This is a genomic window from Paenibacillus sp. MMS18-CY102, assembly GCF_009789195.1.
GTDB lineage: Bacteria > Bacillota > Bacilli > Paenibacillales > Paenibacillaceae > Paenibacillus_T.
The window spans coordinates 17,758-40,977 of sequence record NZ_WSTC01000001.1 but is presented as its reverse complement, the minus strand read 5'-3'; the positions used below and the strand labels follow the sequence as shown (position 1 = coordinate 40,977).

The following is a 23,220-nucleotide window of genomic DNA, read 5'->3' as shown; positions in this document are numbered from 1 at the left end:
CAGCAATTGAACCTCAGCTTGGTTGCTCGCTCTCACCGGCGGTTACGAGGCTGATGGCGATTATATGATTAGGAGGTGAACATCGGATGGCAATTACACAAGAGCGTAAACATGAAATCATCGATACGCACAAGAAACACGCGAGCGATACAGGGTCACCTGAAGTTCAAGTCGCTATCCTTACGGAGAACATCGTGAACTTGACGAACCACTTGCGGACGCACAAGAAAGACCACCACTCGCGCCGTGGTTTGCTCAAAATGGTAGGTCAGCGCCGTAAACTGCTGGCATACCTGAAAAACAACGACGTTAAACGTTACAGCGCATTGATCGAAAAACTCGGCCTTCGCCGATAAGCATGGGGAAAAGCAACCTGGTCAACTTTCGGCCCGTCATACGGGCGGACAGCGACGGGTTGCTTTTTGTAATGATACAGATTTCAGCATGATTTACCATGATAGCCACAATAATGAAGATTGACAGGAGGGATACGATGTTGCAAAAAGTTGAATTCACACTTGGCGGTCGTCCGCTCGTGCTCGAAACAGGCCGTTTGGCGAAACAAGCTAACGCTGCTGTTACAGTACGATATGGCGAGACGGTCGTTCTCTGTACGGTAACGGCTTCGACTGAGCCGAAAGATTTGGACTTCTTCCCGCTAACGGTGAACTATGAAGAGAAGCTGTATGCGGTAGGCAAAATTCCAGGCGGATTTATTAAACGCGAAGGCCGTCCAAGCGAAAAAGCGATTTTGTCGAGCCGTCTAACGGACCGTCCGATTCGCCCATTGTTCCCGGAAGGCTTCCGTAACGATGTTCAAATCGTGAACCTTGTCATGAGCGTTGATCAAGATTGTTCGCCAGAAATCGCTGCAATGATCGGTACGTCTGCGGCATTGTCGATTTCGGATGTTCCTTTCAATGGCCCAATTGGCGGCGTCAATGTCGGGCGTATCGATGGCAAATTCGTGATCAACCCGACAGCAGAACAAGTAGATTTGAGCGATATCTTCGTTGTCGTCGCGGGTACGAAAGACGCGATCATGATGGTTGAAGCGGAAGCGAACGAAGTTCCTGAGAGCGTAATGCTCGAAGCGATTATGTTCGGACACGACGAGATCAAAAACATCGTGAAAGCAATCGAAGAGTTCCAATCCATCGCAGGAAAGACGAAGATGGAAGTGAAGCTGCATGCCGTTGACGAGCAAGTTAACGCTGACGTTCGTGCTTATGCATCCGAGCGCTTGAAGCAAGCGATTCGCATTGCTGAGAAGCATGCACGCCAAGAAGCGATTGACGCAATCAACGTGGAGACGGTTTCTCATTTCAATGAAATTTATGCAGAAACGCCTGAACTGATGGATGACGTGAAGGAAGTATTGTACGACATCGTCAAGGAAGAAGTTCGCCGCCTCATTACGCATGACAAGGTTCGTCCAGACGGCCGAGGCTTGAATGAGATTCGTCCAATTGATTGCGATGTTGCATTGCTGCCACGTACGCACGGTTCCGGCTTGTTCACGCGTGGCCAAACGCAAGCACTCAGCGTTTGTACGCTCGGCGCTCTCGGCGATGTACAGATCTTGGATGGCATTTCGCCAGAAGAGTCCAAACGTTTCATGCATCACTACAACTTCCCGCCATTCTCAGTCGGCGAAGCGCGTCCGCTGCGTCCTCCAGGCCGCCGCGAAATTGGACATGGTGCGCTCGGTGAGCGTGCATTGTCGAAAGTGATTCCGCCTGAGTCGGAGTTCCCGTACACGATTCGTCTTGTATCTGAGTGCCTTGAGTCCAACGGTTCGACCTCACAAGCAAGCATTTGCGCGAGCACGCTCGCAATGATGGATGCAGGCGTTCCGATCAAAGCGCCAGTAGCGGGCATTGCAATGGGCCTCATTAAAGACGGAGAGCATTTCTCCATCTTGTCCGATATCCAAGGCATGGAAGACCACCTCGGCGATATGGACTTTAAAGTTGCAGGAACGGCTGAAGGCGTTACCGCTATCCAAATGGATATCAAAATCGAAGGCATCGATCGTGCGATTTTGACGCAAGCTTTGGAGCAAGCAAAAGAAGGCCGTATGCACATTCTTGGAAAAATGCTTGATATCATGAGCGAGCCGCGCAAAAACCTTTCGAAATATGCTCCGAAAATTATGACGCTTCGCATCAATCCGGATAAAATCCGTGATGTTATCGGTGCTGGCGGCAAAATTATTAACAAAATTATTGAAGAAACAGGCGTCAAAATCGACATCGAGCAAGATGGCATGGTTTACATTGCTTCTTCCAATGAAGAGATGAACCAAAAGGCTCGTGCGATTATCGAAGGCATCGTGAAAGAAGTAGTCGTTGGCGAAATTTATTTGGGAACGGTTAAGCGGATTGAGAAATTCGGCGCATTCGTCGAAATTCTTCCGAACAAAGACGGTCTCGTTCATATTTCGCAAGTGTCTACGGAACGAATCGCAAAAATCGAAGACGTTCTCAAAATCGGGGATCAAATTACGGTGAAAGTAACGGAAATTGATCAACAAGGACGTATCAATTTGTCTCGCAAAGCGGTACTGACTCCGGAATCGGAAGTGCCTGCACAATAATGGAACTGCGTGAGGTTTACGGCTATGCCGAGAGACACACGCAGCACCATAATCATATGAGTGATGCCATGAAGAGCCAGATTTGATCTGTCTCTTTTTTACTTTGCCCGGACAACCGCATAATCTCGTCCTTCTTTTCATAAAATTGAAGACATAGGAAGGTGGGGAGCGGGAATGAAGTACGGCAAAACGATTGCAATGGCTGGTTGTATGCTCGCTGTCGTTTTATTAGCGAATGCTAACGGTTCAATGAACCGTTATATTGCGTCAATCAAAGCAAGCAGCAGCACCGCCGAAGCTGCATATGGCATAAGTGAGAATGATCGATTGCTGGCATCAATTCATGAGGAAGCGGCGAAACGCCGAATTGCCCCAGTCGATGCAGTAGTAGACCGGGTGTGGAAAGCGATACCCGGCTATAATGGTGTAGAGGTCGACGTTAACCGAACCTATCAGGCTAATTTGGGCAATGCGCCTGGTGCCCCCCTGCAGCTTATTTATAAACAGATTCAGCCTAAGGTAGGATTAGACGATCTTGGCGTTGAGCCGACTTACCGAGGCAATCCAAATAAGAAGATGGTCTCAATTATGATTAATGTAGCATGGGGAAATGAGTACATAGGCGCAATACTTAAAACCCTTGACGATTATAAAGTGAAGGCGACATTCTTTCTCGATGGAAGCTGGTTGAAGCGCAACCCAGAGCTCGCCAAAGAAATTCAGTCCCATGGCCATGAAATGTCCAATCATGCCTATAGCCATCCGAAGATGAGCCAATTAAGCAGGGATGCGCAATATCAACAAATTGTGAAAACCGAAAGCTTGCTGCAATCGACGCTGGGCGTAAAGAACCGTTGGTTCGCTCCTCCGTCAGGGGATTTTAATACAAATACGGTCAAAGTCGCGCATAGCCAAGGGTTACGGACAGTGCTTTGGACGATTGATACGATCGATTGGATGAAGCCAGCTCCTTCAACAATTGTGTCCCGAATTCGATCAAAGCTGGCGCCAGGGTCATTGATCCTCATGCATCCAACGGCATCATCGCGAGATGCTTTGGCGGATATGATTAAAGTTATTCAAGCTAAAGGGTATCAGATTGGGACGGTCAGCCAGACGTTGTCCTCTGATCGAATCGATGCGAACGGTTGAGCAGCCTCACTTATTTTGTTATAGTGGTACTATTCAACATACGGTCAGACTGCTGCTCCTCGTGCGAACAACGTCTAGTTCCGTCATAACGAAGGAGGGTTCCGAGTGAAAAAATATACGTTGAGTAACGGCTTGCGCGTTGTCGTAGAGCCTATTCCGACATGCAGATCGGTATCATTCGGCATTTGGGTCAAAACCGGATCTCGCCATGAGAACGAGCAAGATAACGGAGTATCCCATTTCATCGAGCATATGCTCTTTAAAGGGACGCAGCGCCACACAGCCAAAGATATAGCAGACCTGTTCGACGGTATTGGCGGCAATGTGAATGCATTTACTTCTAAAGAATATACCTGTTATTTTGCTAAAGTGCTCGACCAGCATCTTCCGATTGCCGTTGATGCATTGGCCGACATGTTCTTTGAATCGAAGTTCGATGCCGAGGAGCTTGCGAAGGAAAAGAACGTTATATTGGAAGAAATCGCAATGTACGAAGATACGCCTGACGATAAAGTGCATGATGAAGCGTCCCGTGCAGCGTATGGCGACCATCCGCTTGCTTATTCGATCCTTGGGCTAGAGGATCGATTGACGGCTATGACGGGGGATGACTTGCGCGATTATATGCGCAAGCAATATCGGATCGATAACGTCGTAATTAGCGTCGCCGGCAACATTGAAGAACAGAGCTTGCTGGTGTTGCTTGAGCAGCACTTTGGCGCGTTTGCTAATCAAGGAACGGAAGCCGCGCTCAGTAAGCCAACGTTTAGAGGCGATTATTTGTTCCATCAGAAGCAAACGGAGCAAAACCATATTTGCCTTTCGTTCCCAGGCTGCTCGATTGCTGACCCGAACTTATACGCAATGGTGCTGCTCAATAACGCGCTTGGCGGCGGAATGAGTTCGCGCCTCTTCCAAGAAATTCGTGAAAAACGCGGCTTGGCTTACTCGGTATACTCCTATCATACTTCGTTCGCTGACAGTGGGCTGTTTACGATTTATGCAGGTACCGCACCTAAGCAAACGACTGAAGTGCTCGACATTACGATGGAGCTGTTAGGTGAGCTTGCTGTGAAGGGCTTGACGGATGCAGAGCTGCACAGGGGCAAAGAGCAACTTAAGGGCAGCTTGATTTTGAGCTTGGAGAGCACAAGCAGCCGAATGAACCGCAACGGCAAAAACGAGCTTATGCTGGGCAGGCACTATACGTTAGATGAAATGCTCGATCGCATCGATGAAGTATCGATGAATGATATTGCCAATATGACCAAACGAATGCTGAACGTTCCGTTCTCAGTGGCCGTCGTCGGCACGAACGATAAGGCGGCAGCCAATCTCAGGAGGGATCAGTTTGTACCAGGTACTATTTAAGCGGCTGGCTGGCAATGAAGATGTGAATCTTCCTCAGAAAATGTCTGAGCTTGCAGCCGGTTTTGACTTGCATGCAGCAGTAACTGAACCTGTTTATCTTGCTCCAGGTGAGCGCAAATTGATTCCAACAGGCTTTGCAATGGCAATGCCAGGCGAGCTTGAAGCGCAAATTCGCCCTAGAAGCGGCCTTGCCTATAAACATGGCATCACTTGCTTGAATTCGCCAGGAACGATTGATGCCGATTACCGTGGTGAAGTTAAGGTGCTCCTCGTAAACTTGGGCCAGGAGCCATTTGCCATTACACGCGGAGAGCGTATCGCTCAGATGGTATTTCAAGTTGTTCCGGCTGTTTCAATAGCTGAATGTGAAGAGCTGCCGGATACGGTAAGAGGTGCGGGCGGCTTTGGGCATACAGGAGTTTAAAGCTTACGATTGACGTGATACAAGTGATTCATGTTTGAAGAGAGGCCGGAGATGTAACCGGCCTCTTTTTTTTATCTTTTGAACCGCTGTTTCCTCACGCACCCCCACATAGGCGGACGCATACGATGACTTATATCTTACGAGCGCAGAAAGGAGTGAAGCCTTCATGCTCACCGGCGTTCAGGTGCTGCTGATCGGCGGCGATGCCAGGCAACTGGAAGTGATCCGGAAGCTGACGGAGCTTGACGCTTCTGTCACAGTCGTCGGCTTCGAAGGTTTGCATACGCCTCTGGATGGGGCAATCCATGCAGAGCTGCGCGATGAGTTGTTCGATTCAGCCGATGCTTTGGTTCTGCCAGCTGTTGGAACGGATGATAATGGCCTGATCACGGCTGTATTTAGCGACCGTGAATTGAGATTGACGGAAGCGCAAATCGGCCGGTTGCCAAAGCATGCAACGGTATATGCAGGGATGGCGAAGCCCTATTTGGCCCAGTTATGTGCGTTGCACGGAATCGGGCTAATGGAGCTATTCGAGCGTGACGATGTTGCAATTTATAACTCCATTCCGACCGCTGAAGGTGCCATTATGATGGCCATTCAGAATACGGATATTACGATTCACGGGTCCACTTGCATGGTACTTGGCATTGGAAGAACAGGGCTAACTTTAGCTCGCACGCTGCAAGGTTTAGGGGCCAAAGTAAAGATCGGAATTAGGCGCCAAGAGCACTTTGCAAGGGCGTGGGAGATGGGTTTTTCGCCTTTTTACATCGACCGTTTGCTGCATGAAGTTGGCAACATTGACTTGCTTTTTAATACAATTCCGACTATGATAGTCACAGCGCAAATTATTGCGAATTTGCCCTCTAGAGCGGTCATTATCGACCTTGCCTCGAAGCCTGGCGGAACCGATTTTAGGTTCGCTGAGAAGAGAGGCATGAAGGCGATGCTGGCCCCTGGTCTCCCGGGTATTGTCGCGCCGAAGACGGCTGGACGAATCATAGCGGATTGCTTGTGTCAGCTAATTATGGACAACGCGAAGCTATGGGGGGATAGGCCATGAGTTGGTCGGGGAAAACGGTCGGATATGCTCTTACGGGGTCGCACTGCACGTTTGCTGAGGTTATGCCTCATGTTCAACGGTTTGTTGATCTTGGAGCTAATGTTGTACCGATTGCATCGCATACATTGATGACGACGGATACCCGTTTTGGCACATCAGAACATTGGCAATCGGAATTGAAACGGATAACGGGCAATGAAATCATCTCGACGATTGTTCAGGCAGAGCCGCTAGGGCCGTCGAAGCTGATAGATGTCCTGCTTATTGCGCCTTGCACGGGCAATACGACAAGCCGCTTGGCGAATGCATTGACCGATAGCGCAGTCCTTATGGCTGCGAAAGCTCAAATGCGTAACGGCAGGCCTGTCGTTTTAGCGATTTCGACGAATGATGGGCTCGGGCTGAATGCCTCCAACATTGCGAAGTTGCTCGTTGCAAAGAACATCTATTTTGTCCCGTTTGGCCAGGATAATCCAGAGCAGAAGCCGAACTCGTTAGTTGCACGCATGGACCTTGTTGTAGAGGCATGTGACGCTGCACTTCGAGGGCAACAGCTTCAGCCGATGCTAATTGAGCGCTTCCAATATAATTAACTTTCATAATTAATGATGCTAGTATACGACTCGTTGAATGATTACTAATCAAATGGATCGTTTCTGATAACTTGCTGAAGGGCGCTGTATGGCACGCCGTTCAAATTGATGAACCTATCGTTAATAAGTACAAATATAAGTTGAATGAATGGCTCCCGGCGTCCCTGTTGTCTTCATAACAAAACGGAGGATTGACAACATGCGAATACTCGTACAGAAGTTCGGGGGCACCTCGCTTGCCACAGCGCAGGCGAGGGAATTCGTCGTTCGTCATATTGCAAGGGAACGCGGCCTTGGATATGCAACAGTCATCGTGGTCTCTGCAATGGGGAGGAGCGGGGATCCTTATTCTACCGACACCTTGCTCCGTCTGATTAGCGAGAATGGCGATATGCTGCCGGCTAAGGAAAAGGATATGCTGCTTGGATGCGGAGAGATTATTTCGGCAGCCGTCTTGTGCAGCCGCTTACGCGCAGAGGGAATTCCCGCTGTCGCTTTAACTGGCGGTGCCGCTGGCATTGTAACCGACGCTTCATTTGGCCAGGCGCGCATTATCGATATTCAGAATGAAGCGGTGCTGGATCGATTAAGACAAGGTGAAACGGTTATCGTTGCCGGATTTCAAGGGCGTACTGATCAAGGTGAATTGACAACGCTTGGCAGAGGGGGCAGCGATACGTCTGCAACGGCTATCGGGGCTGCTTTACGTGCTGAACGCGTAGACATTTACACCGATGTGAACGGCATTTTGACAGCAGATCCGCGGTTTGTTTCTGAAGCGAAGCCGCTCACGACAGTCGGATACGCTGAAATTTGCAATATGGCACGCCAAGGCGCCAAGGTTATTCATCCTCGTGCTGTCGAGATTGCGCAGCAAGCACGCATTCCGTTACGGGTACGGTCAACATTTTCGGATGATGAAGGTACGCTAGTTACTGATGATCGAACGGTGTCCAACCCCATGGTTCGTGATAAGCATGTAACAGGCATTGCGCATGTCGCAGGGGTGACTCAACTTTCAGTATTTGCTAAAGACGGCCAGAATGATGTGCAGCTCCAAGTATTTCAATCGATGGCCCGTAATGGCATAAGCGTTGATTTTATTAACGTTACGCCAGGAGGGGCAGTGTATACGGTATTTGACAATGACGCAGCGAAAGCCGTTGATGTGCTTGAGAAGCTCGGATATATCCCGAACATGATTAATGGCTGCGCTAAGGTTTCGGTTATTGGCGGGGGCATGAATGGTGTTCCTGGCATTATGGCACGAATTGTCGAGGCACTGAGCGAATCTGGCGTGACCATTTTGCAATCGGCAGATTCGAACACGACAATTTGGGTTCTTGTACAGCAAGAAGATATGGTCACAGCACTTCGAGCGCTGCATGCCAAATTCGAGCTGCATTTATAATGAAAATAACGAGACATGAAATTTCTCTTGTTAAATAGATGATGGCATAAATAGCAGAAATAGAAGCAGTTTCAATTAAGCAGGAGGGGTCGTTATGGATTTTGGCAGACTAATAACAGCAATGGCAACGCCATTCGATGCAGATGGCGCCATTGATTGGGAAGCGACAGGAAGGCTTATTGATCACTTAATTGAAGACCAATTAAACGAAAGTATTGTCATTTCAGGCACGACAGGTGAATCTCCAACCTTAACCGAGCAGGAGAAAGAAAGCTTATTCCGCTTTGCTGTTGAACGTGCTGGCGGCCGCGCCAAAATTATCGCCGGTACGGGAAGCAATAATACCGCTCATACCATTCATTTGACCCAAGTTGCAGAAAATTGTGGCGTAGATGGCATATTGCTTGTAACGCCTTATTACAACAAGCCTAACCAGGAAGGTTTGTACCAGCATTACAAAGCAGTCGCACAATCGACGAAACTTCCAATCATGCTTTATAATGTTCCATCGCGTTCTGGTGTCAGCATGACGGCAGCGACAACGCTTCGTTTGGCTGAAATTCCGAATATTGTGGCAACTAAAGACTGTGCTCCACTTGACCAACTTGCTGAGATCGCTTTTCAAGCGCCTGAGCATTTCCGTGTCTATAGTGGTGATGACAGTGCAGCACTGCCAGCACTCGCCGTAGGTGCTTACGGTATCGTAAGTGTCGCAAGCCATGTGATTGGCAGCAAAATGAAGCAGATGATTAACGCATATTTGAATGGCGATGTGAAAACAGCTGCGCAACTGCATGCAGAATGCCTGCCAGTGTTTAAAGGCTTGTTTGTCTATCCGAGCCCAGCACCCGTCAAATTTGCCTTAGCATTGAACGGCCTTCCAGTGGGGGGCGTACGCCTGCCGCTCGTCACACTCACGGACGAAGAAGGCGAATACTTGCGCCAACTTGTTTTATCGGTCTAAGTGTCGTTGGATGATCGATCTGAAGCGGGATTGAAACCGGTGCAACGGCCGCAAGCATTGCTTGCAGGCCAAGCATCGGTTTTTATTTTGCTGGGTAGCATAGCATTATGAGCGATAACTTGCTCACTTGTATTCCATCTTTTGTATCATGTATAATGGGGTACAAGTGACTCGGTGCGGCAAGTATTGGGATTAATAACCGAATAACGTTAGAGCGGCGATCCAATTTATATAAAATAACAAAATAACAACGCTTACGGAGGCTGGTTACGCTTACGCAGAGCTTGTAGGAGGTATAGATTCATTTGTCAAAGAAGAATATTCAAGATAAATTGCTCATCTTTGCTCTAGGTGGAGTTGGTGAGATTGGTAAAAATATGTACGTTGTCCAATACGGCAACGACATCGTTGTAGTCGACGCAGGATTGAAATTCCCAGAGGAAGATATGTTAGGAATCGACATCGTTATTCCTGACATTTCATATTTAACGGAAAATCGCGACAAAGTTCGCGGCATTCTCATTACGCATGGCCACGAGGATCACATTGGCGGCTTGCCATTCGTTCTCAAGAATTTGAATGTTCCAGTATTCGGCACGAAGCTGACACTCGGTCTCATCGAAGGCAAACTGAAGGAAGCTGGCTTGCTTGGCGAGACGAAACGGATTCTCATTAATGCCGATTCAGAAGTGCCGCTAGGTTCCATCGTTGCAACGTTCTTCAAAACGAACCACAGCATTCCTGATTCGCTGGGTGTATGCTTGGATACGCCAGAAGGCCGCGTTGTACATACAGGCGATTTTAAGTTCGATCACACGCCTGTTAATAACGAATTTGCTGATCTTCAACGAATTGCCGAAATCGGCCGCGAGGGTGTTCTGGCCCTTCTTTCCGATAGCACGAATGCAGAACGTCCAGGGTTCACGCCTTCAGAGAGCGTTGTAGGCACGAACCTAGAAGAGATTTTCCGTAAAGCGACACAACGTGTAGTTGTTGCAACGTTTGCATCGAACGTGCACCGCATTCAACAAGTTGTAAATGCTGCAGCAGCGACCCGCCGCAAAATCGCTGTTGTTGGCCGTTCGATGGTTAACGTCGTCTCCATTGCAGGCGATCTCGGATACTTGAACATTCCAGAAGGCATGATTATTGAGCCTGAAGAAGTAAATAAAATGGCTGCAGACCGTGTCGTTATTTTGTGCACAGGCAGCCAAGGCGAGCCGATGTCGGCGCTTACACGTATGGCGCGCTCAACTCACCGCAAGATCGATATTTTGCCAGGTGACACGGTTATTATTGCGGCTACTCCAATCCCAGGCAATGAACGCCATGTAGGCCGCACAGTGGACGAGTTGTTCCGTCTCGGCGCACATGTCATCTATGGTCCAGGCTCCGTATCCGGCGTTCACGTGTCGGGCCACGGCAGCCAAGAAGAGCTGAAGCTGATGCTGAACCTCATTCGACCGAAGTTCTTTATTCCAATTCACGGTGAGTACCGGATGCTTCGCCATCATGCGCAACTCGGTGAGTCGGTTGGTATCGAACGTGAAAACATCTTCATTATCGATAATGGTGACACGGTTGAATTCCAAGGCGGCAACGCTCGCAAAGGCTCTAAAGTTCAAGCAGGCAACGTTCTGATTGACGGCTTGGGCGTAGGCGACGTTGGCAATATCGTTCTGCGTGACCGCAAGCTGCTCTCGCAAGACGGCATTCTCGTTGTCGTTGTAACGCTTAGCAAGCAAGATGGCACGATCCTGTCCGGTCCGGACATTATCTCCAGAGGCTTCGTCTATGTACGCGAATCGGAAGGATTGCTGGATGAAGCAAACCGCATCGTGACATCGACGCTTAACAAGCTGATGAACGACAATGTAAACGAGTGGGCTTCGCTCAAAACGAACGTAAAAGACGCGCTTGGCCGTTTCTTGTATGAGCAAACGCGCCGCCGTCCAATGATCTTGCCGATTATTATGGAAGTATAAGAAACGACATAGGATTTGTTATCGCTTGCCGGGTGCGGCAGTGATAGCAGGTCCTTTTTTTATGGAATAGGGAATAATCACAGGGTTCGATACCATACTATGACGAGCCACACTTTCGTACTCGTACGAGAAAAAGGAGCCTATACGATGAACGAAGAGTTCGCTTACATGAAATCCGAACAGCCGGATCCCGCGACAGATGATAAGAAGAAAGCCGCTTCCGTCGTTGATACGATTACGCAGTTAGGCCAGACCTCAACCCCCGCGCCTGCCGATTCAAACATTTATTGCATGACGATCATTGGACAAGTGGAAGGGCATCTCGTGTTGCCGCCCCAGAATAAAACAACGAAGTATGAGCATCTCATCCCGCAGTTGGTTGCAGCTGAACAAAACCCTAAGATTGAGGGCATTCTCATCGTGCTGAACACAGTAGGCGGAGATGTAGAGGCTGGACTCGCGATTGCGGAGATGATCTCATCCTTAACAAAGCCAACCGTAACGCTGGTGCTCGGCGGGGGCCATTCCATTGGCGTTCCGATAGCCGTCGCGGCCAATCGGTCTTTTATTGCCGAGTCCGCTACGATGACGATTCACCCGATTCGCCTAAACGGCTTGGTTATCGGGGTGCCGCAAACATTTGAGTATTTGGATAAAATGCAAGAGCGTGTCGTTCGGTTCGTCACTTCACACTCGAACATCACAGAGCAGCTGTTCAAAGAACTTATGTTCAAAACCGGGGAGCTAACGCGTGATATTGGGACGACCGTCATTGGTTCTGACGCTGTGAAGCACGGCCTCATTGATGCAGTTGGCGGAATTGGGGATGCCTTGCTTACATTGAATTCAATGATGGATCAACGCAGAAGCATGCCAGGTGGGGTGCTGCCTTCATGACGTTGTATACCAACATGCCATTAGAGCTCGTATTAGCTGGAATGAACGAAGAGCGGGAGCCTTGCGTAGAGTTAGAGTTGGACGGTGCACTCCTGCAAGTAGAGCCTGTTGCACCTGGCATTGGCAAAATCGTAAGGCTGGTTCATGCCCCGTTGCAGCAGTATTTGAATCCAAAGTACTATCCTGGTTCTTTAATCACATATAGCGCTAACCCGTCCTAATGGACGGGCTTTTTGCTGTTTGTTCGATAGGAACAATTGTCCACCTATGGTATAATGATATATTAGAGGTGAGCATAATGGCGAAGCGAAAACGGAAGAAACGTAAATCCATTGGCGAAAGCTTAAAGTACGAAATATATGGCATTCTGCTCATCACGATATCGGTTATTGCACTGTCTGGAGAGGCGGCAGTAGGCCGCTCATTGTCCAAGCTGTTCGGGTTGCTATTAGGCAAGTTTTTCTTTGTAATCGCGCTGGTGGGCATTTATGTAGGCCTTGCAGTCATGATAAAACGCGCATGGCCTAAAGGATGGTCCAATCGCAAATCAGGCTTGCTCGTTCTTGTGCTTGCGTTAACTTTAACAAGCTCAATTTCGGAAATCGGACGAAAGTTTGATCCTGTAGCCACATCTGTTGAATTGACATCCAGCGGTATTTTGCATCAACTAGGCAGTGATCTTCAAGGAGAGCTGCTGTCGCCGGATGCCCCAAATACGCCAGTGATGTCGCGTGATATCGCAGGCGGATATGTAGGCGCAGTCCAATATACGGTCCTGTATGCTTTATTCGGGGAGTATGGCTCCAAATTTCTGATGATTGTCATGTACGCAATTGCCATCATGTTAATTACAGGCAGGTCGTACGTCGATATAGCGGAGGGCATTCGCACTAGGCTTGCCCGCCTTATAACGCTGATTAGGGCAAAATATGCTGGACGGCGGCCTAGAACAGTTGCTGTTACAGCACGCGCTACGGCAGGGGGCAATAGCCAGTCTCCGAGTATGCGCCGTACAATTGATGATTTTGATGATGATGCAGACGATGAGGATGACGATCTTCCTGATACAGCAGACGCGAATAAGCGGAAGTCCATGTTTTTCTCGTGGATGAGGGACCAGCAGCATGATTCGACAGAGCATGCATCCGATTCTCGGGAATGGACCATGGACCATGATGATGATGATCACGAACAGGAACGTAAAACGCCAGTCGTTCGCATCCGTTCCAATCGGTCACAAGACCAGCCGGAAGCACGCAAACCGGAAGGGGATACGTTGTTAAGCCGCATGTTGCGCAGAGCTGGGAAGCCTTCTGTCGATGAACGGGAAGCGGCAGAACGTGGTGATGAGGATGAGCGTTACGCTGATGAGGATGAGCAGTTTGTAAGCCGTACGGATCGCCCAACATGGTCCAATCATCCGAACGAGTTTAATGAAGATGCCGATTTTCCATCGAATGCTGTTGCCGATCCTGATTGGGATAGTGACCGCCAAGAGCATGAAGAGACCGTACCGCAGACGCGTGTATCCCCTTCGTCCCTTTCGCCAGCATTTGAAGATGGTGAAAGTGATGGCAATTCCATGGATTTATATGGCGATTCTGAGCAAGGTGCCTACACCGATGAAGATGCCGGATATAGCGATGAAGAGCACCCAATCGAAGAACTTTCGGATGAAGTGCCGCCAGATGGGCAGCATGCTGCTTCACCTACAACTCCAATAGCTGCACTGAAGCCTAAAATTTACCGCCTGCCATCACTATCGTTATTGCTCAAACCAGCCGGCGGCATTAAAGGCACTGATGGCGTAGATAAAATGGAATCGCAACGAACGCTTGAAGCGACATTGGAGAGCTTCGGCGTGCGTGCGAAGGTGCTGGACGTTGTTCAAGGGCCAGCTGTTACTCGTTATGAAGTTCAGCCTGCAACAGGCGTAAAGGTCAGCCGCATTGTCGGATTGCAGGATGATATTGCACTAGCGTTAGCTGCCAAAGACATTCGGATGGAAGCGCCGATCCCTGGGAAGTCCGCCATCGGCATTGAGGTTCCGAATTCGGAAGTGTCTGTCGTGACGATGCGCGAAGTGATGGAAACTTCAGCGTTTCAGAACTCGAATTCCAAGTTGTCGATAGCATTTGGCCGCGATATATCCGGACAGTCGATTGTTGGCAATCTAGCGAAAATGCCCCATTTGCTTGTAGCAGGCGCTACAGGCTCTGGCAAGTCGGTTTGTATCAATGGGATTATTACAAGCATTCTATATAAGGCGAAGCCAGATGAAGTCAAGTTTATGATGATTGACCCTAAGATGGTAGAGCTTAACATGTACAACGGCATCCCGCATTTGCTTGCGCCTGTCGTAACCGATCCACGGCGAGCTTCACTCGCACTGAAGAAGATCGTTGTCGAGATGGAAAAGCGATACGAGCTATTTTCCAAATCAGGCACGCGGAATATCGAAGGCTATAACACGTTAATGGAATCTAATCCTGCTGCGGTACTGCCTTATATCGTTGTTATCGTCGATGAGCTTGCTGACCTGATGATGGTCGCCGCTAATGATGTAGAGGATGCGATCACACGCTTGGCTCAGATGGCGCGTGCTGCGGGCATACATCTTATCATTGCAACCCAACGACCGTCTGTAGACGTTATTACGGGGGTTATAAAGGCGAACATCCCATCCCGCATCGCCTTCGGCGTATCCTCGCAAGTCGATTCCCGTACGATTCTCGATATGGCGGGAGCAGAGAAGCTGCTTGGCCGAGGTGACATGCTATTCTTGCCGGTTGGCATGTCTAAGCCGATTCGGGTTCAAGGCGCGTTTTTATCTGATCCAGAGGTTGAAGCGGTCGTTGCACATGCGAGATCGCAGGGCGAAGCCGAATATAAGCCTGAATTAGTGCCGGAAATTGATGATTCAAACAATGACCCCGATGATATCGTGGACGAGTTGTTCGATCAAGCGGTCCAGATTGTGGTCGAGGCCAAGCAGGCATCTGTTTCGCTGCTGCAGAGACGCATGCGAGTTGGCTACACGCGTGCGGCGCGATTAATCGACCAGATGGAAGCGCGAGGCGTTGTAGGCCCTTATGAAGGCAGTAAGCCAAGGGAAGTTCTGATCTCTGCTGACTATCCTGGAGGGCGTGTGGGTGGACAATAGTTCCAAGTTGTTTTGTTAATTAAATCATGATTTCTTGAAAGGTCCGAAGCATGCTTCGGACCTTTTTTTCCGTGAATAGAATATACTTCCGTTTCTCATACTAGCCTCAGAGTCGCTTCCAACTAAAGCGCACCAACCCTGCATGAGAAAGGCAGATCTGACACTATGAGAAATCGCCTGATTATGATGACCATCGTCATCGTACTGCTGCTGTTTGGCGCATATTCACTGCGTTACTCAGATCCAGGCAAATCTGCAGAAACGTTCAGCAGTGCGACGATCAAAATGGGGTCCTCCGGCAAAGATGTTTATGAACTGCAAGGACGGCTTAAGTTTCTTGGCTTTTACAGCGGCAAGGTAGACGGTAACTTCGGTTCAACAACTTTAAATGCAGTAAAGTGGTTCCAATGGAAATTTGGGATGAAAGCAGATGGCATCGTCGGGGCAAAATCTAAGCTTAAGCTGTGGGAAGCTTCGAAAAATTGGAAACCAACCGCGGCGGATTCGCCTGCGCCAAGCAATTCTGCTGGGAGCGGTGAAAAAGCAACCTCAACAGGAAATGCCCAGACGATAAACAAATCGAATCGATTGGGCTTGTCCGCCAATGATCTCAAGATTATGGCCAATGCCGTGTATGGCGAATCTCGTGGAGAGCCATATGTGGGCCAAGTGGCCGTGGCGGCGGTCATCCTCAATCGCCTTAAGTCACCGAGCTTCCCGAATTCGATCTCAGGCGTTATTTTCCAGCCAGGGGCGTTTACGGCAGTAGCGGATGGACAAATTTACCTTACTCCTAACGAGAACGCCAAGAAGGCGGTACAGGATGCCGTTAATGGATATGATCCGAGTGGCGGATGCATCTATTACTTCAACCCGGCTACTGCTACATCCAAGTGGATTTGGAGCAGGCCCCAAGTGAAGACGATCGGTAAACATATCTTCTGTATGTAAGCTCAAAAATGTAAGCTCAAAAATAATTTTGTGACAGAAGCAGCCTGCCTCATGGAGCAGGTTGCTTCTGCCATTTCCAATCCGGTAGAATGGTATTGAACATCATGGCTTGGAATACATTGACTATAGCGTGTAAATGAATATGTTGGGAAATGGAAGGAGCTGGCGACGTGAGTTCAAACACTTTTGAGCGGGGGCAAATCAACCGCATTCGATTGCACGTAATGCCAACGAAACGATTTAAGACGTTCGCCATTACTTTGTACGCAGGCATGCCGTTAGATGAGAAGCAAGTAACTTCTACAGCGTTGCTGCCCTTCGTCCTTCGTCGCGGTACGAGCCGGACGCCCGAGACGATCGCTTTGCGTGAACGGTTGGATGATTTGTATGGTGCAGGCTTCGGCTTTGATGTATTTAAGCGTGGAGATAGCCAGTTTATTCAGTTCCGAATGGACGTAATCCACGATCAATTCGTACAGACGAATGAGTCTCTGCTTGCGGCTTCGCTTCGTTATATGGGCGAGGTGGTAACAGAGCCCGCTCTTGAAAACGGCCATTTTGTCTCCAAGTATGTTGATGCTGAGAAAGAGACGCTTCGCAAACGGCTGGAATCCATTATTAATGACAAGATTCGCTATGCAGCAGAACGCTGCGTTGAGGTGATGTGCGAAGACGATCCTTATCGCCTCCATGCATTGGGCAATCGCTCGGATTTGCCTAATCTGACGGCTGAAGCGTTGTATGAGCGGTATCATCAATGGCTGAATGAAGCCGTGTTTGACCTCTATGTTGCGGGAGACACAACGCTAGAGGAGGTCCAATCCATCGTCGCGCAGTCGTTTAAGCTGCCTTCTGGCGAATGTGGCGGTTATGATGTCGCACCGAAGCTCTCTAATTCAGGCGAGCTCAAAACAGTAGTTGAGAAAATGGACGTGAAGCAAGGAAAGCTCAACCTAGGGCTTCGCACCGGCATTTCATACGGGGATAAGGACTATGCAACCTTGCTTGTATACAATGGTGTGCTTGGCGCATACCCACACTCTAAGTTGTTCTTGAATGTACGGGAGAAAGCGAGCCTGGCTTATTATGCTTCTTCCCGGCTGGATGGGCATAAAGGCATGATGACGATTCAATCCGGCATTGAAATCGATAAATACGAGCAAGCGGTAGCGATCATCCGCGAACAGCTAGCAGATATTGAAGCTGGCAAATTGTCGGAGCTGGAGATTACACAGACCAAAGCGATGCTGATCAACCATGTGCGCGAGATGCAGGATTCCGCTTACGAGCTGATCGGCTATGATTTTAATGCGGTGTTTTCAGGAAGCAAGAGGACAGGCGATCAATTGATCGAACAGGTTAACAGCGTAACCGCTGATGACATTGTCCGTGTCGCCAAACAGATCGAACTGGATACGATCTACTTTTTGCGTGATGGGAAGGAGGCATAAACGGATGGAAACTTTAGCATATCCTGGCGTGCAGGAGACGTTATATCGCGAAGTTATGCCTAACGGGCTTGAAGTGTTCGTGCTTCCGAAGGAAGGGTTCCAAAAAACGTATGCAACGTTCTCGACCAAATATGGCTCGGTAGATAACCGTTTCGCGGTGGAAGGAAAGCCATTGGAGCGAGTGCCTGATGGCATTGCCCATTTCTTGGAGCATAAAATGTTCGAGGAGCCTACTGGCGATATCTTCGCTACCTTCTCGAATCAAGGCGCGTCAGCTAACGCCTATACAAGCTTTGACCGCACCGTATACCTTTTCTCGGCAACAGAGCAAATTCCAGCAAATTTGGAGACGCTGATCAATTTTGTTCAGCATCCTTATTTTACAGATGAGAATGTAAATAAGGAAAAAGGGATTATCGAGCAAGAAATTCAAATGTACCAAGACAACCCGGACTGGCGCGTATATTTTGGATTGTTTGACGCGATGTACCATGCGCATCCGATTCACATCGACATCGCAGGAACAGTGGAGTCGATCTACCAAATAAGCAAGGAAACGCTGTACAGTTGCTACGAAACGTTTTATCATCCGACTAATATGATTTTGTTCGTTGTTGGCGGCGTGAATGCACAAGACGTGTTTGAGCTCGTGCGAAAGAACCAAGCAAGCAAATCTTTCCCGTCACAAGGCCGTATTGTGCGTGATTTCGACGCGGAACCGGCGGGGGTCAAAGACAAGAAGCGGGTGCTGCATTTGCCCGTATCGCTTCCAAAATGTATGTTTGGGCTAAAGGAAACGAAGGTTGGATTTACGGGAGAGGCGTTACAGAAACGTGAAGCTGTGACACGTATCATGCTCGACACCGTATTTGGCGCAAGCTCTCCGCTTTACCAGTCGTTGTACGACGAAGGCTTGATATCGGATTCCTTCTCGCATGAGTATAACTCTGCACCAGAATATGCATTCTCCGTTATTGGAGGCGAGACGAAGGATCCAGACGCGCTTCTTAGCCGGGTGAAAGGTGCCGTTAATAAGCTGCTGGAATCAGGGATCTCGAAGGAGACGTTCGAGCGTTCCCGGCGCAAAAAAATTGGCGGATATCTCCGCATGCTTAACTCCCCTGAAGCAATCGCGGGCGAATTTACACGATACCGTTTCCGCGGCGGTGACTTATTTGCTCTATTATCGCAATATGAGCAAGTCACGCTGCAGGACCTGAATGACCGGTTGCGTGAGCATTTTGATTGGAATCAGCTCGCGGTTTCGATCGTTGCTTCTAAGGAGCAGATCGGTTGAGCAAGCCGCTTCATGAAATGACGGTTCTCATTACCGGGGGAAGCCGTGGCATCGGCGCTGCAATTGCGCAGCGCTTTGCCGCGGAACGGATGAACATCGTTATTCATTATTTGCAGTCTCACGAGGCGGCTAACGAAACAGCTCGCCGCTGTATGCGATTAGGCGCTAACGTACTGACTATTTCTGCAGATTTACGGTCGAAAGACCAGCTCCTCCGAATGAGGGAAAAGCTGCAGGATCGCGGCATGGTGCCGGACATATTAGTGAACAATGCGGGAATTGCCCACTATGGCATGCTCTCAGATGTAAGTGAAGAAGATTGGGAAGATGTCATGTCTGTCAATCTCAAAGGGATGTTTTTAACGACCCAAATGTTTATGGAATCGATGGTACGCCAACGGTTCGGCCGCATTATTAACGTTTCTTCCGTATGGGGAATGTCAGGCGCTTCGTGTGAAGTCCTTTATTCGACGACCAAAGGCGGCATGAATGCTTTCACCAAAGCATTGGCTAAGGAATTGGCTCCTTCGGGCGTTACCGTTAATGCTGTCGCTCCTGGCGCAGTAGATACCGTGATGCTGGATAAGCTGGATGACGGAGAGAAGCAAGCGCTGGAGCAAGAGATTCCTCTGGGGCGATTTGCGCAACCGGATGAGATTGCTTCGCTTGTTTATTTTTTATCGTTGCCTGAATCGGCTTACATAACAGGGCAGGTTATTAGCCCCAATGGCGGTTGGGTTACTTAGATTCATTCATAGTGGCCATGGCATGCAATTGAATTGAAACTTTTGTTTTTCCTTATTCGTCGTATAAGCGGACGGGTGAAGGCACACACTACAAGTGTTGTTCTTTAAGACGCTGAGTCAACATTTGAAGGAGGCGAACAGCCGTGTCAACCGTCCTTACTAACTTCGATTCGTGGAAACAGTTTTTGGCTGAGCGGATGGAGCAAGGCAAGAAGATGGGCTTATCTGAGGATACGATTGCAAATCTCGCATACGAGATCGGGTCTTTCTTGGACGAACGCGTCGATCCCAAAAATGACGAGCAGCGCATTCTAAAAGAAATTTGGGATGCTGGCGACGAAGAGGAACGCAAGACGCTTGCACGCATGATGTGTAAGCTCGTGAGCCCGTAACGGCATTTCAGCAGAGAGGCTCCCTTCAAGGGGGCTTTTCTGCGAATTCGCATGTGGTTCCGCTTACTTATGACGGAAAACATTTGAAATATGGAGCGCAGCACTTGCAGGAAAGTGGCGAAAATTGTAGAATTATTTTTTGTAGTACGAACGGCTCATGGGGGACGGTGGAATAGTGGAAACAAGACAATGGTATATGGAGTATAAGATACATAAGAATCGTCCCGGGCTTCTTGGCAACATCGCATCGCTGCTCGGCATGATGAGCGTTAACATTTTGACCATTAATGGGGTTGAAGACCGGACTCGAGGCATGCTGCTTGAAACGGACGATGATGAGAAAATCGATTTGCTTAGCAAGATGTTAACCAAAATGGATTACATTACGGTCAACAAGCTTCGCCCTCCAACTTTGCTTGATATTCTCGCTGTTCGGCATGGCCGATATATTGAGCGGGATTCAGATGATAAAAAGACATTCCGTTTTACGCGTGATGAGCTAGGTTTACTTGTCGACTTTTTGGGTGAAATATTCAAAAGGGATGGCAACCAGGTTATCGGGCTGCGAGGCATGCCGCGTGTAGGCAAGACGGAATCCATTATTGCCGGAAGTGTATGCTCTAACAAACGTTGGACATTCGTATCCTCGACCTTGCTGCGCCAGACAGTCAGAAGCCAGCTTTCGGAAGAAGAGATGAATCCGAACAGCATTTTTATTATCGATGGAATCGTAAGCACGATGCGCTCTAATGAGAAGCATTATGCCCTTATTCAAGAGCTGATGGCTATGCCTTCCACGAAAATTATCGAGCATCCTGATATTTTCGTAAAAGAGTCTCATTTTGATTACAGCACTTTTGATACGATCATTGAGCTTCGGAATACGCCGGATGAGGAAATTTCTTATGAAAAAATTACGAACGGATTTCACGATTTTTAATTGATGCCTGGAAGCATTAACCCGTGATAAGCTGCGGCTTGCACGGCTAACTACAAACATCAGGAGGTGCAGGCATGTCGGATTTGGGCGATTTGCTGAAGAAGGCAAGGGAACAGCGCGAACTTTCACTCGATGATCTTCAAGAAATGACCAAGATCAGAAAACGATACTTGGAGGCAATAGAATCAGGCGACTATAAGGTGCTCCCAGGCAGCTTCTACGTCCGTGCGTTTGTGAAAACATACGCTGAGGCTGTAGGATTAGATGCAGATGACGTATTGCGTCTATATAAGCATGAAATGCCGGCTCCTGCGCCTGAGCCCGCAACAGAACCAGTCGTTAAGCAACCGCGTAGGTCGTCACAAAACGCTTCGGATCGATGGAGCAAATTCGGATTCACTGGGATCATGCTATCCTTTGTAGTCGTAATAGCTGTTATCATTTGGGTCTATGCGATTAACACGAATGATAGCAAGGATGCCCCTAAAGTTGATGACCAAACGAAGATTACGGATTCCACGGATCTGCCAAAAGAGCCAGTCAAAAATGCAGATTCAAGCGGTACAGGGCAGACAGGCACAAGCAACGGCAATTCGAACGGCACCGGTGGCGATGTGACACCGACTACTCCGGAAACACCGACAGATACGACGGTTACTTTTGCACGCAAGTCAGGACGTACGGATCTTTATGATGTAGGGCCGGCTGGTGCGCATACGGTGCAAATTACGATCAAGGGCGGCAAGAACTGGCTAGAAGTCCGTGAGGGCGGCTCTAAGGGCAAAAAATTAGTCTATGAGAATGCAGCCGACGGAACGGTTCAATCGTTCCCTCTGGATAAATCGCTCTACATTAACGTAGGCCGCGCTGATTTGGCTGAAATCGCAGTGGATGGCGTGGCAATTGAAGATGGAGATCGCGCCAGCTCCAAGCGCGTGCAATTGGATCCAGTTAAATCGGATAGCACGGCACCGAATAATCAAACGGATACAACAGGTGCGGGGACAAATAACAACGCGGCTCAGTAATAGCGTAAACAAGGGCATTCGCTAGTTGTTAGAGCGGATGCCTTTTCTTTGCCCATCGAATCAGTTATAATACGGCACAAGAAAACGTTCGTTTTTATGCTAACCATTCATGAAGGGGTTGTAATTGATATGAGTAATGAAAATGCATTTGATATCGTATCCAAAGTAGATATGCAGGAGCTTACGAACGCGATTCAACAAGCAGAGCGTGAGATTGATACGCGATTTGATTTCAAAGGCAGCAAGAGCAGCATCGCAATCGATAAAGAGGACCTAATCGTCGCATCTGACGATGATTATAAGCTCCAAGCGGTGCTGGACATTTTGTTATCCAAAATGATCAAGCGAGGCGTTCCAATTAAAAACCTCGATTATGGCAAAATTGAAGCTGCTTCAGGATCGACTGTACGCCAACGGATTAAACTCCGCACGGGCATTGACCAAGAGGCTGCCAAAAAGATAAACATTCTGATTCGTGACTCTAAGCTTAAAGTGAAGAGCCAGATTCAAGGCGATCAAATTCGGGTAACGGGGAAGAGCAAGGATGACCTGCAATCGGTTATGGCGCTGCTTCGGGGCGCTGACCTGCCTGTAGAGCTCCAATTTACGAACTTCCGCTAGCGGATAAGCGAGCATTCCGCACCGTTAGGCTGAAGCCTTTCGTGTTTTTGACACGCAAAAGTGCATGTATTATACTTTATTAAGATTGCTTTACGGATTCAGATCTGGGGGATAGTACGTATGACGGGACGAGAAAAGTTAACGAATCAACAAGGAAGCAGGAACATTG

Annotated in this window: 21 protein-coding genes; all 21 read left to right on the top strand. The window is 48.7% G+C overall.

The window, feature by feature from the left end; genetic code table 11:
- Positions 1-86 precede the first annotated feature (86 nt).
- The 21 genes from rpsO to GON22_RS00090 all read left to right on the top strand — a co-directional run bounded on the left by rpsO (position 87) and on the right by GON22_RS00090 (position 23,051).
- A complete protein-coding gene (rpsO, locus tag GON22_RS00190) occupies positions 87-356 on the top strand; it encodes a 30S ribosomal protein S15 (RefSeq protein WP_006036636.1) in 270 nt (89 codons plus the stop codon).
- 137 nt (positions 357-493) lie between these two features.
- A complete protein-coding gene (pnp, locus tag GON22_RS00185) occupies positions 494-2,599 on the top strand; it encodes a polyribonucleotide nucleotidyltransferase (protein WP_160394114.1) in 2,106 nt (701 codons plus the stop codon).
- A 174-nt stretch (positions 2,600-2,773) separates the two neighbouring features.
- Entirely contained in the window at positions 2,774-3,751 is a 978-nt protein-coding gene (locus GON22_RS00180; RefSeq protein ID WP_160394113.1) for a polysaccharide deacetylase family protein, read from the top strand.
- Positions 3,752-3,856: 105 nt separating this feature from the next.
- The gene (locus GON22_RS00175; protein WP_160394112.1) at positions 3,857-5,122 is read left to right on the top strand and encodes an insulinase family protein; all 1,266 of its coding nucleotides are present in this window, start codon (positions 3,857-3,859) and stop codon (positions 5,120-5,122) included.
- Complete coding sequence (gene dut / locus GON22_RS00170) at positions 5,103-5,546, top strand: dUTP diphosphatase (RefSeq protein WP_160394111.1); 444 nt, start codon at positions 5,103-5,105, stop codon at positions 5,544-5,546. The genes GON22_RS00175 and dut overlap by 20 nt, the downstream gene beginning before the upstream one ends.
- 166 nt (positions 5,547-5,712) lie before the next feature.
- Positions 5,713-6,612, top strand: a complete 900-nt coding sequence (dpsA, locus tag GON22_RS00165; protein ID WP_160394110.1) for a dipicolinate synthase subunit DpsA — start codon at positions 5,713-5,715, stop codon at positions 6,610-6,612.
- Positions 6,609-7,205 carry a dipicolinate synthase subunit B gene (locus tag GON22_RS00160; RefSeq protein WP_160394109.1) on the top strand — a complete coding sequence of 199 codons (597 nt, stop codon included), beginning with the start codon at positions 6,609-6,611 and terminating at the stop codon, positions 7,203-7,205. The genes dpsA and GON22_RS00160 overlap by 4 nt, the downstream gene beginning before the upstream one ends.
- Positions 7,206-7,404: 199 nt before the next feature.
- A complete protein-coding gene (gene dapG, locus GON22_RS00155; protein ID WP_160394108.1) occupies positions 7,405-8,616 on the top strand; it encodes an aspartate kinase in 1,212 nt (403 codons plus the stop codon).
- Between the two features lie 94 nt (positions 8,617-8,710).
- Positions 8,711-9,580, top strand: coding sequence for a 4-hydroxy-tetrahydrodipicolinate synthase (gene dapA / locus GON22_RS00150; protein WP_160394107.1), 870 nt, complete (start codon positions 8,711-8,713; stop codon positions 9,578-9,580).
- A gap of 305 nt (positions 9,581-9,885) precedes the next feature.
- Positions 9,886-11,565 (top strand): ribonuclease J, encoded by a 1,680-nt coding sequence (locus GON22_RS00145; protein WP_160394106.1) that lies wholly within the window; start codon positions 9,886-9,888, stop codon positions 11,563-11,565.
- 147 nt (positions 11,566-11,712) lie between these two features.
- The gene (locus tag GON22_RS00140) at positions 11,713-12,462 is read left to right on the top strand and encodes a ClpP family protease (RefSeq protein WP_272898754.1); all 750 of its coding nucleotides are present in this window, start codon (positions 11,713-11,715) and stop codon (positions 12,460-12,462) included.
- Positions 12,459-12,683, top strand: a complete 225-nt coding sequence (locus tag GON22_RS00135; protein WP_160394105.1) for a YlzJ-like family protein — start codon at positions 12,459-12,461, stop codon at positions 12,681-12,683. Before GON22_RS00140 ends, GON22_RS00135 begins: the two co-directional genes overlap by 4 nt.
- Before the next feature lie 77 nt (positions 12,684-12,760).
- Positions 12,761-15,625: an FtsK/SpoIIIE family DNA translocase gene (locus GON22_RS00130; protein WP_160394104.1), complete on the top strand. Its 2,865-nt coding sequence runs from the start codon at positions 12,761-12,763 to the stop codon at positions 15,623-15,625.
- 165 nt (positions 15,626-15,790) lie between these two features.
- The gene (gene sleB, locus GON22_RS00125) at positions 15,791-16,576 is read left to right on the top strand and encodes a spore cortex-lytic enzyme (protein WP_160394103.1); all 786 of its coding nucleotides are present in this window, start codon (positions 15,791-15,793) and stop codon (positions 16,574-16,576) included.
- A 170-nt stretch (positions 16,577-16,746) separates the two neighbouring features.
- The gene (yfmF, locus tag GON22_RS00120) at positions 16,747-18,027 is read left to right on the top strand and encodes an EF-P 5-aminopentanol modification-associated protein YfmF (RefSeq protein WP_336604246.1); all 1,281 of its coding nucleotides are present in this window, start codon (positions 16,747-16,749) and stop codon (positions 18,025-18,027) included.
- A 4-nt stretch (positions 18,028-18,031) separates the two neighbouring features.
- Positions 18,032-19,324, top strand: coding sequence for an EF-P 5-aminopentanol modification-associated protein YfmH (yfmH, locus tag GON22_RS00115; RefSeq protein ID WP_160394101.1), 1,293 nt, complete (start codon positions 18,032-18,034; stop codon positions 19,322-19,324).
- Positions 19,325-19,341: 17 nt separating this feature from the next.
- Entirely contained in the window at positions 19,342-20,070 is a 729-nt protein-coding gene (gene ymfI, locus GON22_RS00110) for an elongation factor P 5-aminopentanone reductase (protein ID WP_160394372.1), read from the top strand.
- A 143-nt stretch (positions 20,071-20,213) separates the two neighbouring features.
- Positions 20,214-20,462, top strand: a complete 249-nt coding sequence (locus GON22_RS00105; RefSeq protein ID WP_006036653.1) for a DUF3243 domain-containing protein — start codon at positions 20,214-20,216, stop codon at positions 20,460-20,462.
- 175 nt (positions 20,463-20,637) lie between these two features.
- Positions 20,638-21,402: a DUF3388 domain-containing protein gene (locus GON22_RS00100; RefSeq protein ID WP_006036654.1), complete on the top strand. Its 765-nt coding sequence runs from the start codon at positions 20,638-20,640 to the stop codon at positions 21,400-21,402.
- Between the two features lie 74 nt (positions 21,403-21,476).
- Positions 21,477-22,430, top strand: coding sequence for a helix-turn-helix domain-containing protein (locus tag GON22_RS00095; RefSeq protein ID WP_160394100.1), 954 nt, complete (start codon positions 21,477-21,479; stop codon positions 22,428-22,430).
- Positions 22,431-22,559: 129 nt separating this feature from the next.
- Positions 22,560-23,051, top strand: a complete 492-nt coding sequence (locus GON22_RS00090; protein WP_160394099.1) for a YajQ family cyclic di-GMP-binding protein — start codon at positions 22,560-22,562, stop codon at positions 23,049-23,051.
- Positions 23,052-23,220: the final 169 nt, after the last annotated feature.